The sequence below is a fragment of the Amycolatopsis sp. NPDC049691 genome (assembly GCF_040675005.1).
Lineage (GTDB): Bacteria > Actinomycetota > Actinomycetes > Mycobacteriales > Pseudonocardiaceae > Amycolatopsis.
Map to the genome: position 1 here is coordinate 105,653 of NZ_JBFANX010000026.1, position 12,480 is coordinate 118,132.

Genomic DNA, 12,480 nt, shown 5'->3' on the forward strand with positions numbered 1-12,480 from the left:
CGGGCGGCCACCACGGCGGAAAGTCGGGCGTAGGTTGGGGATCATGACGGAGTCCCTGCCCGCCGTGGGCCGGACCGCGGTCGGCGTCGCCGGCCTGCGGGCCCGCGAAAGCCGCCGCCCCGACCGGCTCTTCGACGATCCCCACGCGGCCGCGTTCTTCACCGCGGGCCGATCGGTCCTGCCCGAGAACCGCCCAGCCGGCGGCCTCGGCGCGTTCTTCGCCTCGCAGGTCGTGATCCGCACCCGGTTCTACGACGAGTACCTGCTGGGTTCCGGGTGCGCCCAGGTCGTGCTGCTCGCCGCCGGGCTCGACGCCCGCGCGTTCCGCCTGCCCTGGCCGGCCGGCACCCGGCTGTTCGAGCTGGACCTGCCCGAGGTCCTGGCGTTCAAGGACGGCGTGCTCGCCGAGCAGGGCGCCGAGCCGTCCTGCGAGCGGATCGCCGTCCCCGTCGACCTGCGCGAAGACTGGGCGAGCCCGCTCCGCGCCGCGGGGTTCGTCCCGGACGTCCCGACCGCGTGGCTGGCCGAGGGCCTGCTCGTCTACCTGTCCCGCGACGAAGCCGACCGGATGCTCACCACGGTGACCGGGCTCTCCGCGCCCGGCAGCACCGTGTCGTTCGAGCACCGGGCGGACGGGACGCCGGACAGCCTGCTGGCCCGCGCCAAGGCGGCCCCGGGCAGCGAGCACATCACCGGCCTGTGGAAGGGCGGCCTCGGCGACCGGGCGCCGGAGTGGCTGCGCGAGCACGGCTGGGAGCCGGCCACGGTCACCGGCGCCCGGCTGGCCGCCGACTACGGCCGCCCGGACGATGCGACCCCCGGCGGCTTCGTGACAGCGGTGTGTCAGAGCTCGACGTTGCGGTAGAGCGCGCCGACCTCGCCCTTGGTCAGCCGCCGGATCGAGCCGACGCGCTGGTTGCCGAGCTGGACGTCGCCGACCGCGGTGCGGACCAGCTTGAGCACCGGGTGGCCGGTGTCCTTGAGCAGACGGCGCACGATGTGCTTCTTGCCCTCGTGGATGACCAGCTCGACCAGCGACTTGCCGGAGTGCATGTCCTTGACCCGGAACTGGTCGACCTTGATGATGCCGTCCGGCAGCTCCCAGCCCTTGCGCAGCTCCTTGCCGAGCCCGCGCGGCACGAGGCCGTCGACCTCGGCGAGGTAGGTCTTGAGCACCCGGTAGGAGGGGTGCATCAGCCGGTGCCCGAGGTCGCCGTCGTTGGTGAGCAGCAGCAGGCCCTCGGTGTTCTCGTCGAGGCGTCCGACGTGCACGACGCCGGGCGTCTCCTCGTAGCGGCCGCGCAGGTAGTCGCCGACGCAGGGGCGGCCGCGGTCGTCGGACATGGTCGAGTGCACGCCCTTGGGCTTGTTCAGGGCGAGGTAGACGAGGTCGTCGCGCAGGTTCACGCGGGTGCCGTCGACGTGGATGATCGCCTCGTCGGGGTGGACGCGGCGGCCCAGCTCGGTGACGACCTCGCCGTCCACCTCGACCCGGCCGGCCGCGATCAGGTCCTCCGCCGCACGCCGGGAGGCGACCCCGGCCTGCGACAGCACCTTCTGCAGGCGGATGCCGTCGGGGTGTTCACTGGATGTCATCGATGGTGTCCACTTCGGGTAGCAGCGGAGCGATCGGGGGCAGGTCGTTCAGTGACGACAGCCCCAGTCGCTCCAGGAACAGCTCGGTCGTCACGTACAGCGTGCCGGTCGTCTCGGGGTCGGTCCCCATCTCTTCGATGAGGCCGCGCGCGAGGAGCGTCCGGATCACGCCGTCCACGTTCACGCCCCGCACCGCGGCGACCCGCGCGCGGGTCACCGGCTGCCGGTACGCGATCACGGCGAGGCTCTCCAGCGCGGCCCGGGTCAGCTTCGACCGCTGGCCGTCCAGCAGGAGCTTCTCCACGAACGGGGCATGGACATCCCTAGTGTAGAACCGCCACCCTTCCCCGACGCGGCGCAGGTCGATCCCGCTGGTCCGTTCGGTGAGCTTCTGCGCCATGGTGCGCAGCGCGACGACGATCCGGGCCTTGGGTTGTTCGAGGGTTTCGGCGAGGAGTTCTTCGCTGGCGGGCGAGTCGACGACGAGCAGAAGCGCTTCGAGGGCGGCTTCGAGGGCCTCGTCGGAGGAGACGTCGGGCAGCAGGCTGATGTCCCCGGTGGCGACGAGGTCCGACTCGGGATCATCGGGATCGAGAGCGGCGGGTTCGGCCGCTTCGGCGGCTTCGGGCTCCGCGGGCGGCGCCTCGGCTTCGGCCGGCTCCGGCTCAGCCGACACCTCGGGCTCGGGCGCAGCGGTCTCCTCGACTTCGGCCGCAGAGGCCTCCTCGGCCGGTGCTTCCCCGCCCAGCGGCTCCTCCGGCTCACCGTCCTCCGTCACCGGCTCGCCGGACAGTGCCTCCTCCAGCGCCAGCTCCGCCGCGGCCTCGTCGACCGCCTCCGAGATCGGCTCCGAGGTCGGCTCCGGCGTCTTGTCTTCGGGGCTCACCCGTACTCCTCTTCGTCTCCGGCGAACCGGTCCAGCTCGGCCGCCGCGGAAGCCTCCTCCATCGAACCGCCCGTCCAGCGGACGTGCAGCTCGGCCAGTGCTTCGCTCTGCTCGAACTGGACCGTCGCCTCGCGGTAGAGCTCCAGCAGCGCCAGGAAACGCGCCACGATCTCGACCGTGTGCTCGCAGTCGTCCACCAGCTCGCCGAACGTGGCCTGGCCGCGGGCGGCCAGCTTCACCCGCAGCAGCGCCGCGTGCTCGCGGACCGACACGCGGCCCATGTGGATGTGGGCGATCGACACCGTCGGCGGCGGCTTCGGCCGGAACACCGCCACCGCGATCTCCGCGAACTTCTGCGGCGTCACGCCCAGCATCACCTCGGGCAGCAGCCCGACGAACCGCTCCTCCAGCGCCACCGACCGCGGGTAGCGCCGCAGCGCGCCCTGCTCCAGCTCGCCGAACAGCGCCGCCACCTGCTTGTACGCGCGGTACTGCAGCACGCGCGCGAACAGCAGGTCACGGGCTTCCAGCAGCGCCAGGTCGTCTTCGCTCTCCACCTCGGCCGCGGGCAGCAGGCGTGCCGCCTTCAGGTCCAGCAGCGTCGCCGCGATGACCAGGAACTCCGTCGTCTCGTCGAGGTTCCAGTCGGAGCCCAGCGCGCGCGTGTACGCGATGAAGTCGTCGGTGACCTGGTGCAGCGCCACCTCGGTGACGTCGAGCTGGTGCTGCGAGATCAGCTGCAGCAGCAGGTCGAACGGCCCCTCGAAGTTGGCCAGCCGCACCTTGAACTTCGACGTGCTCAGCTCTTCGGTGTTGACGCCTTCGGGGATCATCCCGCCGTGCACCGTCTGGTGCTCTTCGGGAACCTGGTCCTCGGGAGCCGGGTCCGGCTCGTCCATCAGCCCTCGGTTTCGCCGCCGTCTGAGCCGACCACCCGCAGCCGCTGCACCAGCACCGACTCGTCGCCGTTCTGGTCGAAGTCGGCCAGCAGCACGGCGACCGCCTCGCGGACCAGCCGGCCGCGGTCGACGACCAGGTCGTGCTTCGCGCGCAGCGTCAGCCGGGCCTGCTCCATGGCCAGGAGCTCGTCGCCGGAGACGTACACGGTGATCTTCGCGTCGTGCTTGGTCCGGCCCGACCCGTGGGGAGCCGCGCTGCGGGCGAGCTGCTCGGTGCGGCCGTCGCCCGCGGGCTTGGGCTTCTCGGCGGGCTCGGGCGGCGTCTGGGGCGGGAGGTCGAGAGCGGGGCTGGCGGTGCTGGTCGTGATCCGGAAGAGTTCCGACGCTCCGGGCAGGGAGGCGCGCCTGCTCACCGAGCGATCACCTCGCGGGCCAGCTGGCGGTACGCCGCCGCGCCGGCCGACTTGGGCGCCCAGGTCGTGATCGGCTCACCCGCGACCGTCGTCTCGGGGAACCGCACGGTGCGGTTGATGACCGTGTCGAACACGGTCTCGCCGAATGCCTCCACCACGCGAGCCATGACCTCCTTCGAATGCAGGGTTCTCGGGTCGTACATGGTGGCGAGAATCCCGACTATGTCCAGTTTGGGGTTGAGGCGTTCCTGCACCTTCTCGATGGTGTCGATCAGGAGGGCGACGCCTCGCAGACTGAAGAACTCGCACTCCAGCGGGATGATCACGCCGTCCGCGGCGGTCAGCGCGTTCACCGTGAGCAGGCCGAGCGAGGGCTGGCAGTCGACAAGAACATAGTCGTAGTCGTTCATGACCGGACGAAGGACCCGTAACAACGTGTGCTCGCGCCCTACCTCGGCGACGAGCTGGACCTCGGCCGCGGACAGGTCGATGTTGCTCGGCAGCAGGTCAACGCCGTCGACGCGGGTTTTCATGAGCACGTCGGTGGCGCTGACCGACCGCTCCATGATGGCGTTGTAGACCGTGTGGTCCAGTTCGTGCGGCTGGATGCCGAGGCCGACCGCGAGCGCGCCCTGCGGGTCGAAGTCGACGAGCAGCACCTTGCGGCCGTACTCGGCGAGGGCGGCCCCCAGGTTGATGGTCGACGTCGTCTTGCCGACGCCACCCTTCTGGTTGCACATCGCCATGATCTTGGCCGGGCCGTGCTTGTCCAGCGGGGCCGGTTCGGGGTGCTCGCGGATCGGGCGGCCGGTCGGCCCGATGCCCTCGAGCTTCACCTTCTTGCCGTTGCGCTCCTGCGGCTCGTCGCCGTCGTGGATCTCCGGCGTCGCGATCTTGACGTCGTTGAGGTTCGCCGCCGCCGACCCGGCGGACTCGGCCGGGTGGGCCGGCTGGTTCGGTGTCGACATGGCGAGAAGACTCCTTGTTCGTCGCGTCCGCCGCAGCCTATGCGCGGAGCCGGAGCCCCGGCAAAGCAACGCGCCGGACTCGACGGGGCAATGTCACTCGACCGTCGGTGCAGCGTAGGAAGGCTGTCGACCTTCTATAGGGCCATCTAGCCCAGTGCCCGCGGGTGCGCCGTCGCGTACACCTCGCGCAGGGTGTTGACCGTGACCAGCGTGTACACCTGGGTCGTGGTGACCGACGCGTGGCCGAGCAGTTCCTGGACGACCCGGACGTCGGCGCCGCCTTCGAGCAGGTGCGTGGCGAAGGAGTGGCGGAGGGTGTGCGGTGAGACCCCGGCGGTGATGCCCGCCCGTTCGGCGGTGTCCTTGAGGACCTGCCACGCGCTCTGCCGCGAAAGCCGGCTGCCGCGGGCGTTGAGGAACAGCGCCGCGGTGCCGCGGCCGTGCGCGGCGAGCGCCGGCCGGGCGCGGACGGTGTAGGCGTGCAGCGCGGCGAGCGCGGGACGCCCGATCGGGACGAGCCGCTGCTTGCCGCCCTTGCCGTCGAGCAGGACGGTGCGTTCGGCGTCGTCGACGTCGTCGACGTCCAGGCCGACGGCCTCGGAGATGCGGGCGCCGGTGGAGTAGAGCAGTTCCAGCAGCGCGCGGTCGCGCAGCGGGCGCTCGCCGTCCGGCGGCGGGGTCTCGAGCAGCCGCAGGACGTCGTCGACCGGCAACGCCTTGGGCAGCCGCTTCGCCGGTGCCGGCGGCCGGACCTCCCGGGCCGGGTTGTGCTCGGTGAGGCCCTCGGCGTGGGCGAACTTGTGCAGGCCGCGCACGGCGACGAGCGCCCGCGCGGCCGAAGACGCCGCCAGGGGCTGGTGTTCGTCGTCGCCTTCGCGCAACGCGGCGCCGAACGACGTGACGTGCGCGGGCGTGACGTCGGCGATCTTGGCGATGCCGGCGCCGTCGAGGTGCGCGGCGTACCGGCGCAGGTCACGGGCGTAGCTGTCCAGGGTGTTGCGCGCGGTCCCGCGTTCGACGACCAGGTGGTCGAGGTACGCGGCGATCACGCCGTCCGTGCTGTGCGGGCTGGAGGCCACCCGGCACACCTTAGGCCGCCCGGGGCTCGTGACCCGGCAGAAACCCCGTTCTCAGGTTCGCGCGGTTACCTTGGATTTCATGGAGTCTGACGAACTCCGCATCGGCACGGCCGAGCGGGAGGAGGCGGCGCGGCTGCTCGCCGACCACTTCGGCATGGGCCGCATCACGCCGGACGAGTACGAGACGCGGGTGACGGACGCGTACGCGGCGACGACCCTCGGCGACCTGCGGCCGCTGTTCCGCGACCTGCCGCCCCCGCACCCGGGGTTCTTCGGCCCGCCACCGGCGTACGCGCAGGCGACGATGCAGCTGCCGAGGTACGCGCCGGACCCGTACGCGCCTCCGCCGGCCCCGATGCCGTACGCGCCGGTCCCGTACTCCTACCGGTCCAAGACCGTGGCCGGGGTGCTGCAGATCGTGCTGCCGTTCGGCGTGGGACGGTTCTACACCGGCCAGGTCGGGCTGGGCCTCCTGCAGCTCTTCGTCGTGCTGGTGACCGGCATCGGCTTCCTGTGGCCGCTGATCGACGGCATCATGTTGCTGAAGGACGGCGGCCTGGACGCGCAAGGCCGCCCGCTGCGCCCCTGAGGCGGGGCGCGGCGGGCCTCCTCAGGACTGCTTGCGCTTGGCGAACGCCGTCGGGCGGTCTTCCCACGGAGCGTCCGCCGGACGCGCCACACCCGCGCCGGTGAGCACCGCGTGCGTGGCCAGCACCCCGGACACCGTGGCGCCGTTCAGCAGCTCGCCCGCCAGGGCCATCCGGACCGCCTCCGCGAGCGGGAACTTGCGGATGACCAGGTCCGCCTCCTCCTCGCCGAGCACGTCACGGTCCACTTCGGACAGTCCGCGGGCCAGGAACACCCGCACGACCTCGTCGGTGAAGCCGGGCGACGCCGCGACGTCGACCAGGGTCACCCAGTCGTCGGCGGCCAGGCCGACCTCTTCGACGAGTTCGCGCTTGGCCGTGCCGACCGGGTCCTCGCCGAGGTGGTCGATCAGGCCCGCCGGCAGCTCCCACAGCCGGTGCCCGATCGGGTGCCGGTACTGGTGGATGAGCGTGACCTGCTGCTCGTCGTCCAGCGCGACGATCGCGACCGCGCCGAGGTGCTCGATCACCTCGCGGACCGCGGTCTCGCCGCCCGGCATCACGACGTCGTCGACGCGCAGGCCGACGACGCGTCCGATGTGGACGTCCCGGCTCGAGGCGACGCTGAACTCGTGCTCGCCCGGGGCGGTCATCGGGCCGCCACCGGCGCCTCGGGCAGCTCGACCGGCAGCCGCTCGGCGACCTTGCGGTCGACGACGGCCTTGACGAACGCGCTGAACAGCGGGTGCGGCCGGGTCGGGCGGCTCTTGAGCTCCGGGTGCGCCTGGGTGCCGACGAAGAACGGGTGCTTGTCGGCGGGCAGCTCGACGAACTCGACCAGGCGGTCGTCCGGCGAGGTGCCCGAGAACACGAGCCCCGCGTCCGAGAGCTGCTTGCGGTAGGCGTTGTTCACCTCGTAGCGGTGGCGGTGGCGCTCGGACACCTCGGTGGTGCCGTAGGCCTTCGCGACCTGCGAGCCCGGCTTGAGCTTCGCCGGGTACGCGCCGAGCCGCATGGTGCCGCCCATGTCCCGCTCCCCCGCGACGACGTCGCGCTGGTCGGCCATGGTCGAGATCACCGGGTGCGTGGTGTTCTCGTCGAACTCCGACGACCCGGCGTCCTTGATCCCCGCCAGGTGCCGCGCCGCCTCGATGACCATGCACTGCAGGCCGAGGCACAGGCCGAGCAGCGGGACCCCGCGGGTGCGGGCGTACTCGATCGCGCCGACCTTGCCCTCGATGCCGCGGATGCCGAACCCGCCGGGGATCAGCACACCGTCCACATCGGACAGCACGGACGCGGCGCCGGACGCGGTCTGCGCGTCGTCGGAGGCGACCCAGACGATCTCGACCTTGGCGCGGTGGGCGAACCCGCCCGCGCGCAGGGCCTCGGTGACCGACAGGTAGGCGTCCGGCAGGTCGATGTACTTGCCGACGACCGCGATCCGCACGACCTCGTTGGGGTTGTGCACGCGGTCGAGCAGGTCGCCCCACACCGTCCAGTCGACGTCGCGGAACGGCAGGCCGAGGCGGCGGACGACGTAGGCGTCGAGCGCCTCGCCGTGCAGCACCTTCGGGATGTCGTAGATGGACCGCGCGTCCGGGCAGGCGATGACGGCCTCGGTGTCGACGTCGCACATCAGGCCGATCTTGCGCTTGAGGTCCTCGGGGATCTCGCGGTCGGCCCGGCAGACGAGCGCGTCGGGCTGGATGCCGATGTTGCGCAGCGCGGCGACCGAGTGCTGGGTCGGCTTCGTCTTGAGCTCGCCCGACGGCGCCAGGTACGGCACCAGCGAGACGTGCAGGAAGAAGCAGTGGTCGCGGCCGACGTCGTGGCGGACCTGGCGGCAGGCCTCCAGGAACGGCAGGGACTCGATGTCGCCGACCGTGCCGCCGACCTCGGTGATCACGACGTCCGGGGCGTTCCCGGCTTCGTCGGGCTCGGCCGCGGCGGTGATCCGGGCCTTGATCTCGTCGGTGATGTGCGGGATGACCTGCACGGTGTCGCCGAGGTACTCGCCGCGGCGCTCCTTGGCGATCACCTCGGAGTAGACCTGGCCGGTCGTGACGTTGGCCTTGCCGTCGAGGTCGCGGTCGAGGAACCGCTCGTAGTGGCCGATGTCGAGGTCGGTCTCGGCGCCGTCGTCGGTGACGAACACCTCACCGTGCTGGAACGGGTTCATCGTCCCGGGGTCGACGTTGAGGTACGGATCGAGCTTCTGCATCGTGACGCGAAGCCCGCGCGCGGTAAGGAGCTGACCGAGGCTGGAAGCCGTGAGTCCCTTACCCAGAGAGGAGGCGACGCCTCCGGTGACAAAGACGTACTTGGTAGCCCGTGACTGAAGTCCCACGGGCCGCCAGCATATCCCAAGCCCGCGGATCCGCGCGCTGTGACATGCCCGAACCGCCTTTTGTGCTCCTGACCACCCTTTCGGGGGCGGATCAGGCGGTGGCCTTCGCCGGCCGCAGCCGCGGGCGTCCGGTGAGCGCCCGGCTGCCGGGCAGCCGGCGCAGGGCCTCGACGATGAGGATCGTCGCCACGATCGTCGCCAGGTAGATGACCACGCTCAGCCAGGGCGCGCCGAAGTGCTCCGCCACGACCGGGATCACCGGGCCGAGCATGGCCAGCGCCAGCGGGTGGACGAGGAAGATGCTGAACGAGCGGTTCGCCGCCCAGGAGACCAGGCGGGCGCCGCGGCTGCCCTCGCGGCGGCGGCCCGACCACCAGGTGGCGAACGCGTAGACCGCGGCGATGACGGTGACGCACCACGGGATCAGGTACGGCTGGAACGGGTCGCTGGCCACCTGCGGGAACGTTCCACTGTGGACGGTGTGGAGGTAGATCCACTCGGTCCCGGCCAGCACCGCCACGAGCAGGCCGCCGAGCAGCAGCCGGTGCCGGCCGACCCAGGCGTGCACGGCCTCGAAGTGCATGGCCACGACGGCGCCGAACAGTGTGTAGAACTGGTACGGCAGGACCGTGGCGTACAGGTGGGTGATCGTCTCGTAGCTCACGCCGAACGGCTGGTACGTCATGAAGAGCGTGACGCCGACCTGCAGCACCGCGCTGCCGGACAGCAGCCACTTGTGCTTGCCCTCGGTCGCCCGCAGCAGCTTCATGATCCACGGGAACAGCAGGTACACCTGCATCGTCACGAGCAGGAAGTACAGGTGGTACCAGGCGCCGCCGGTGAGGAGGTCCTTGAGCAGCAGGCGCATCGACGCCTCGAGCGAGTCCGGCTGCTGCGTGCCGGTCACCAGCGAGAACGCCCAGAAGAACATCGACCAGGCCAGGTAGGGCGTCGCGACCAGCGGCAGCCGGCGCCGCCAGAAGTCGCCGGGGGCGAGCTCGCGGCCGCGGTTCTGGAAGACCAGCACGAACCCGGTGAGCGCGAAGAACGCCTCCCGCGTGAAGTGCAGCGGCGTCTCGACGGCGTTGGCGCCGACGTCCTGCGGGAAGTTCGTCGCGCCGACCACGTGGATGAGGATCACGCAGGCGAACGTGATCAACCGGAAGAGGTCGATCTGGTGCAGGTAGGGCGCTTTCCCACCCGGTCTCGTGAGCCGGTCGGGAGCTTTTCGGGGGTCCGGGTGGCGAAGCCCCCGGCCCGGGCCGAAGGCCCGGTTGTCACCGCTGGCTTCGAGAGTGGCCTGGGCAGTCGTCATCGTGCCGCCGTTCCGGCACCGTCGTCGGCGTGGTTCACGTTGTCAGACTTGCCACCCATTCTGTGAATTTCCCATGAAGGCACTGGGCGGCGCCTGTTGGCGGGCCCCTGCCGGGCTGTCGGATATGCCACTGTCGCTCGGGATGCATCGATCCTGTGATCATGTTAATGCTCAGCGTGAAGGGCCACCACACGGGCGTGACGACACCCACGTGGTGGCCCTTCGAGGCGAACGGTCAGAACGCGCCGGCCCCGTTCGGGGTGCCGAGGCCGGTCGGGCCGTCGTAGCCGGTGACGGCGGTGCACAGGTAGGTGCCGCCGCACGAGCCGTTGCTGCCGCCGCTCACGTCGTAGAGCGAGGAGGTGTGCGAGTACACGGTGTTCGCGCCGCCGACGCCGCTCACGCCGCCGAGCGCGTACACGCTGCCGACCACCGGCGCCGCGACGCTGGTGCCACCGAACACCATCCAGCCGCTGCGGCCCTGGTAGGCCGTGCTGTCGTAGACCGCGACGCCGGTGGCCGGGTCGGCGACGGCGCTGACGTCGGCGACGGTGCGCCGCGAGCACCCGCCGTCGGTCTGCCACGAGGGCTTCGCGACGTAGGCCGAGCAGCCGCTGCCCGCACCGCTCCACGCGGTCTCGCTCCAGCCGCGGGTGGTCGACGCCTTCTTCAGGCTGGTGCCGCCGACCGCGGTGACGTAGCGCGACGCGGCCGGGAACTCGACGCCGTAGCCGGAGTCACCGGAGCTGACCGTGATGGCGACGCCGGGGTGGTTGAAGTACTTGCCCTCGTCGGTGGTCTCGCCGGAGTACTCGCTGCCGCCGTAGGAGTTGCTGACCACCTCGGCGCCGAGCCGGACCGCGGTGTTCACCGCGGTGCCGAGGTTGGCCATGCTGGCCGAGCTCGCCTCGACGAGCAGGATGTTGCACTTCGGGCAGATCGCCGAGGCCATGTCGACGTCGAGGGAGATCTCCTGGGCCCAGCCGCCGTCCTTGCGCGGGTAGGAGCTCCCGCCGTTCTGGTCGGACTTCGCGAAGCACGGGGTGGTGCTGGCATCGACCGACGACGGGCTGCACGAGGCGAGCGCGGGGATGCCGTACTGGGCGCGGTAGACGTTGACGTCCGAGAACGCCGTCGGGTCGTCGTTGGCGTCCACGATCGCGATCGTGCGGCCGGCGCCCGCGCTGCCGGCGAGCGAGCCGAGGTTGTACGCGGAGAGCAGGTCGGCCGGGCCGAGCCCGGACGGCGTCGCGGCGGCGGCCGCGGTCGTGACGTGGTCGGTGTCGATCCAGGCGTTGCAGGCCGCGTACCCGGCCGGCGCGGCCGAGCAGACGCGCTGGACGTGCCCGTGCTGCGCCGGTGCCGCCTCGGCGACGCCGGCGGTGGTCAGGGCGAGGGTGAAGGCTGCGGCGAATACTGTCGCTCTACGCACAGTGAACCTCCGGGAGGTGGGGACCCGGTCGGCGGGACCGGTGAGCGAAGACGGTAAGCAGCCGTTCGGCCGGGTGACACAGACCAAAGTCGGGTCCCGGTTGCTCCCAATGGTGGAAAATCCGGGCGCACGGCGGCAATCCCCGCCAAACCGGACTCCACCGCGGCACTACTCGCAGTAGCGGTCAGCCCGCCGGACGCTCCCCCGCGTGGTCCGCACCGAAGAGGGACTTCAGGGTCACCTCGCGGTTGACCCGCACGTGCTCGACGGCTTCGGCGTGCGCCCGCTCGGCGTCGCCCGACGCGATGGCGTCGTAGAGCCGGCGGTGCTCGTCGAGCAGCTCGGCCCAGTGCTCGTTCTGGCTCGTGAGCCAGCGGAGCCTGCCCTGCAGGGGCTGCAGCATCGTGGTGAGCAGCGCGTTGCCGGCGATGGCGACGATCTCGTCGTGGAAGCGCGAGTTGAGCCCGGTGATCCGGGCGGCGTCGCCGCGGGCGGTCGCGCGGGCGGCGTCGGCGAGCACCCGCTCGAGCCGCTTCAGCTCCGCCGCGCCCGCCCGTTCGGCGGCGCGTCCGGCGGCGAGCCCTTCGAGGGCCTCCCGGACGTCGAACAGCTCCTCGACGTCGGCCCGCGCCAGCTGCCGGACGACGATCCGGCGCGCCGACTGCTCGACGAGGAACCCCTCGGCTTCGAGGCTGCGGATGGCCTCGCGGACGGGCACCCTGGACACGCCGAGGTCCTCGGCCAGCTCGCGCTCGACCAGCCGGTCACCCGGGCGGAGGCGGCCGGTCAGGATCCGTTCGCGCAGCTCGTCGCGCACCCGCTGCCGGGTGGCCGCGAGGGGCTGCCGCTCGCTCGCCGTCGTCACCGGTCCCCTCTCCTCACACACCCGTAACAAGAGTTTACGGGCCGGAGGGTTGACGGAGGCGGACCTCGGGGTGATATTTGGGATGCCAAA

Annotated in this window: 13 protein-coding genes; 2 read left to right on the plus strand and 11 right to left on the minus strand. The window is 71.4% G+C overall.

Annotated elements, in window-relative coordinates; all coding sequences use genetic code 11:
* Nucleotides 1-43 precede the first annotated feature (43 nt).
* The gene (locus AB0J40_RS40580; RefSeq protein ID WP_364464721.1) at nt 44-865 is read left to right on the plus strand and encodes an SAM-dependent methyltransferase; all 822 of its coding nucleotides are present in this window, start codon (nt 44-46) and stop codon (nt 863-865) included.
* On the opposite strand, the gene AB0J40_RS40585 is transcribed toward AB0J40_RS40580, so the two are convergent.
* The 6 genes from AB0J40_RS40585 to xerD form a co-directional block, all read right to left on the minus strand.
* Complete coding sequence (locus AB0J40_RS40585) at nt 844-1,596, minus strand: pseudouridine synthase (protein WP_364464723.1); 753 nt, start codon at nt 1,594-1,596, stop codon at nt 844-846. The genes AB0J40_RS40580 and AB0J40_RS40585 overlap by 22 nt on opposite strands.
* Nucleotides 1,583-2,482: an SMC-Scp complex subunit ScpB gene (gene scpB, locus AB0J40_RS40590; RefSeq protein WP_364464725.1), complete on the minus strand. Its 900-nt coding sequence runs from the start codon at nt 2,480-2,482 to the stop codon at nt 1,583-1,585. The genes AB0J40_RS40585 and scpB overlap by 14 nt, the downstream gene beginning before the upstream one ends.
* Nucleotides 2,479-3,381, minus strand: a complete 903-nt coding sequence (locus AB0J40_RS40595; RefSeq protein ID WP_364464727.1) for a segregation/condensation protein A — start codon at nt 3,379-3,381, stop codon at nt 2,479-2,481. Before AB0J40_RS40595 ends, scpB begins: the two co-directional genes overlap by 4 nt.
* On the minus strand, nt 3,381-3,794 hold the full coding sequence (locus AB0J40_RS40600) for a cobyrinic acid a,c-diamide synthase (RefSeq protein ID WP_364464729.1): 414 nt from the start codon (nt 3,792-3,794) through the stop codon (nt 3,381-3,383). Before AB0J40_RS40600 ends, AB0J40_RS40595 begins: the two co-directional genes overlap by 1 nt.
* Nucleotides 3,791-4,762 (minus strand): ParA family protein, encoded by a 972-nt coding sequence (locus AB0J40_RS40605; RefSeq protein WP_364464731.1) that lies wholly within the window; start codon nt 4,760-4,762, stop codon nt 3,791-3,793. The genes AB0J40_RS40600 and AB0J40_RS40605 overlap by 4 nt, the downstream gene beginning before the upstream one ends.
* Nucleotides 4,763-4,908: 146 nt before the next feature.
* Nucleotides 4,909-5,811, minus strand: coding sequence for a site-specific tyrosine recombinase XerD (gene xerD, locus AB0J40_RS40610; protein ID WP_364464778.1), 903 nt, complete (start codon nt 5,809-5,811; stop codon nt 4,909-4,911).
* Between the two features lie 109 nt (nt 5,812-5,920).
* Here xerD and AB0J40_RS40615 point away from each other — a divergent pair, with 109 nt between their 5' ends.
* Nucleotides 5,921-6,430 (plus strand): DUF1707 domain-containing protein, encoded by a 510-nt coding sequence (locus AB0J40_RS40615; protein ID WP_364464733.1) that lies wholly within the window; start codon nt 5,921-5,923, stop codon nt 6,428-6,430.
* Between the two features lie 21 nt (nt 6,431-6,451).
* Here the strand turns inward: AB0J40_RS40615 and AB0J40_RS40620 are convergent, their stop codons facing one another.
* The 5 genes from AB0J40_RS40620 to AB0J40_RS40640 form a co-directional block, all read right to left on the minus strand.
* Nucleotides 6,452-7,081: an NUDIX hydrolase gene (locus AB0J40_RS40620; RefSeq protein ID WP_364464735.1), complete on the minus strand. Its 630-nt coding sequence runs from the start codon at nt 7,079-7,081 to the stop codon at nt 6,452-6,454.
* Nucleotides 7,078-8,778 (minus strand): CTP synthase, encoded by a 1,701-nt coding sequence (locus AB0J40_RS40625; RefSeq protein ID WP_364464737.1) that lies wholly within the window; start codon nt 8,776-8,778, stop codon nt 7,078-7,080. Before AB0J40_RS40625 ends, AB0J40_RS40620 begins: the two co-directional genes overlap by 4 nt.
* Nucleotides 8,779-8,869: 91 nt before the next feature.
* Nucleotides 8,870-10,093 carry an acyltransferase gene (locus AB0J40_RS40630; RefSeq protein WP_364464739.1) on the minus strand — a complete coding sequence of 408 codons (1,224 nt, stop codon included), beginning with the start codon at nt 10,091-10,093 and terminating at the stop codon, nt 8,870-8,872.
* 235 nt (nt 10,094-10,328) lie between these two features.
* Nucleotides 10,329-11,525, minus strand: a complete 1,197-nt coding sequence (locus tag AB0J40_RS40635) for a peptidase S8 (protein WP_364464741.1) — start codon at nt 11,523-11,525, stop codon at nt 10,329-10,331.
* Nucleotides 11,526-11,709: 184 nt separating this feature from the next.
* On the minus strand, nt 11,710-12,390 hold the full coding sequence (locus AB0J40_RS40640; RefSeq protein ID WP_364464743.1) for a GntR family transcriptional regulator: 681 nt from the start codon (nt 12,388-12,390) through the stop codon (nt 11,710-11,712).
* Between the last annotated feature and the right edge of the window lie 90 nt (nt 12,391-12,480).

Coding starts and splice junctions, on each gene's coding strand:
- AB0J40_RS40585 (WP_364464723.1), bottom strand. CDS start 1,596: ATGACATCCAGTGAACACCCCGACGGCATCCGCCTGCAGAAGGTGCTG.
- AB0J40_RS40580 (WP_364464721.1), top strand. CDS start 44: ATGACGGAGTCCCTGCCCGCCGTGGGCCGGACCGCGGTCGGCGTCGCC.
- AB0J40_RS40615 (WP_364464733.1), top strand. CDS start 5,921: ATGGAGTCTGACGAACTCCGCATCGGCACGGCCGAGCGGGAGGAGGCG.
- AB0J40_RS40620 (WP_364464735.1), bottom strand. CDS start 7,081: ATGACCGCCCCGGGCGAGCACGAGTTCAGCGTCGCCTCGAGCCGGGAC.
- AB0J40_RS40595 (WP_364464727.1), bottom strand. CDS start 3,381: ATGGACGAGCCGGACCCGGCTCCCGAGGACCAGGTTCCCGAAGAGCAC.
- AB0J40_RS40630 (WP_364464739.1), bottom strand. CDS start 10,093: ATGACGACTGCCCAGGCCACTCTCGAAGCCAGCGGTGACAACCGGGCC.
- AB0J40_RS40605 (WP_364464731.1), bottom strand. CDS start 4,762: ATGTCGACACCGAACCAGCCGGCCCACCCGGCCGAGTCCGCCGGGTCG.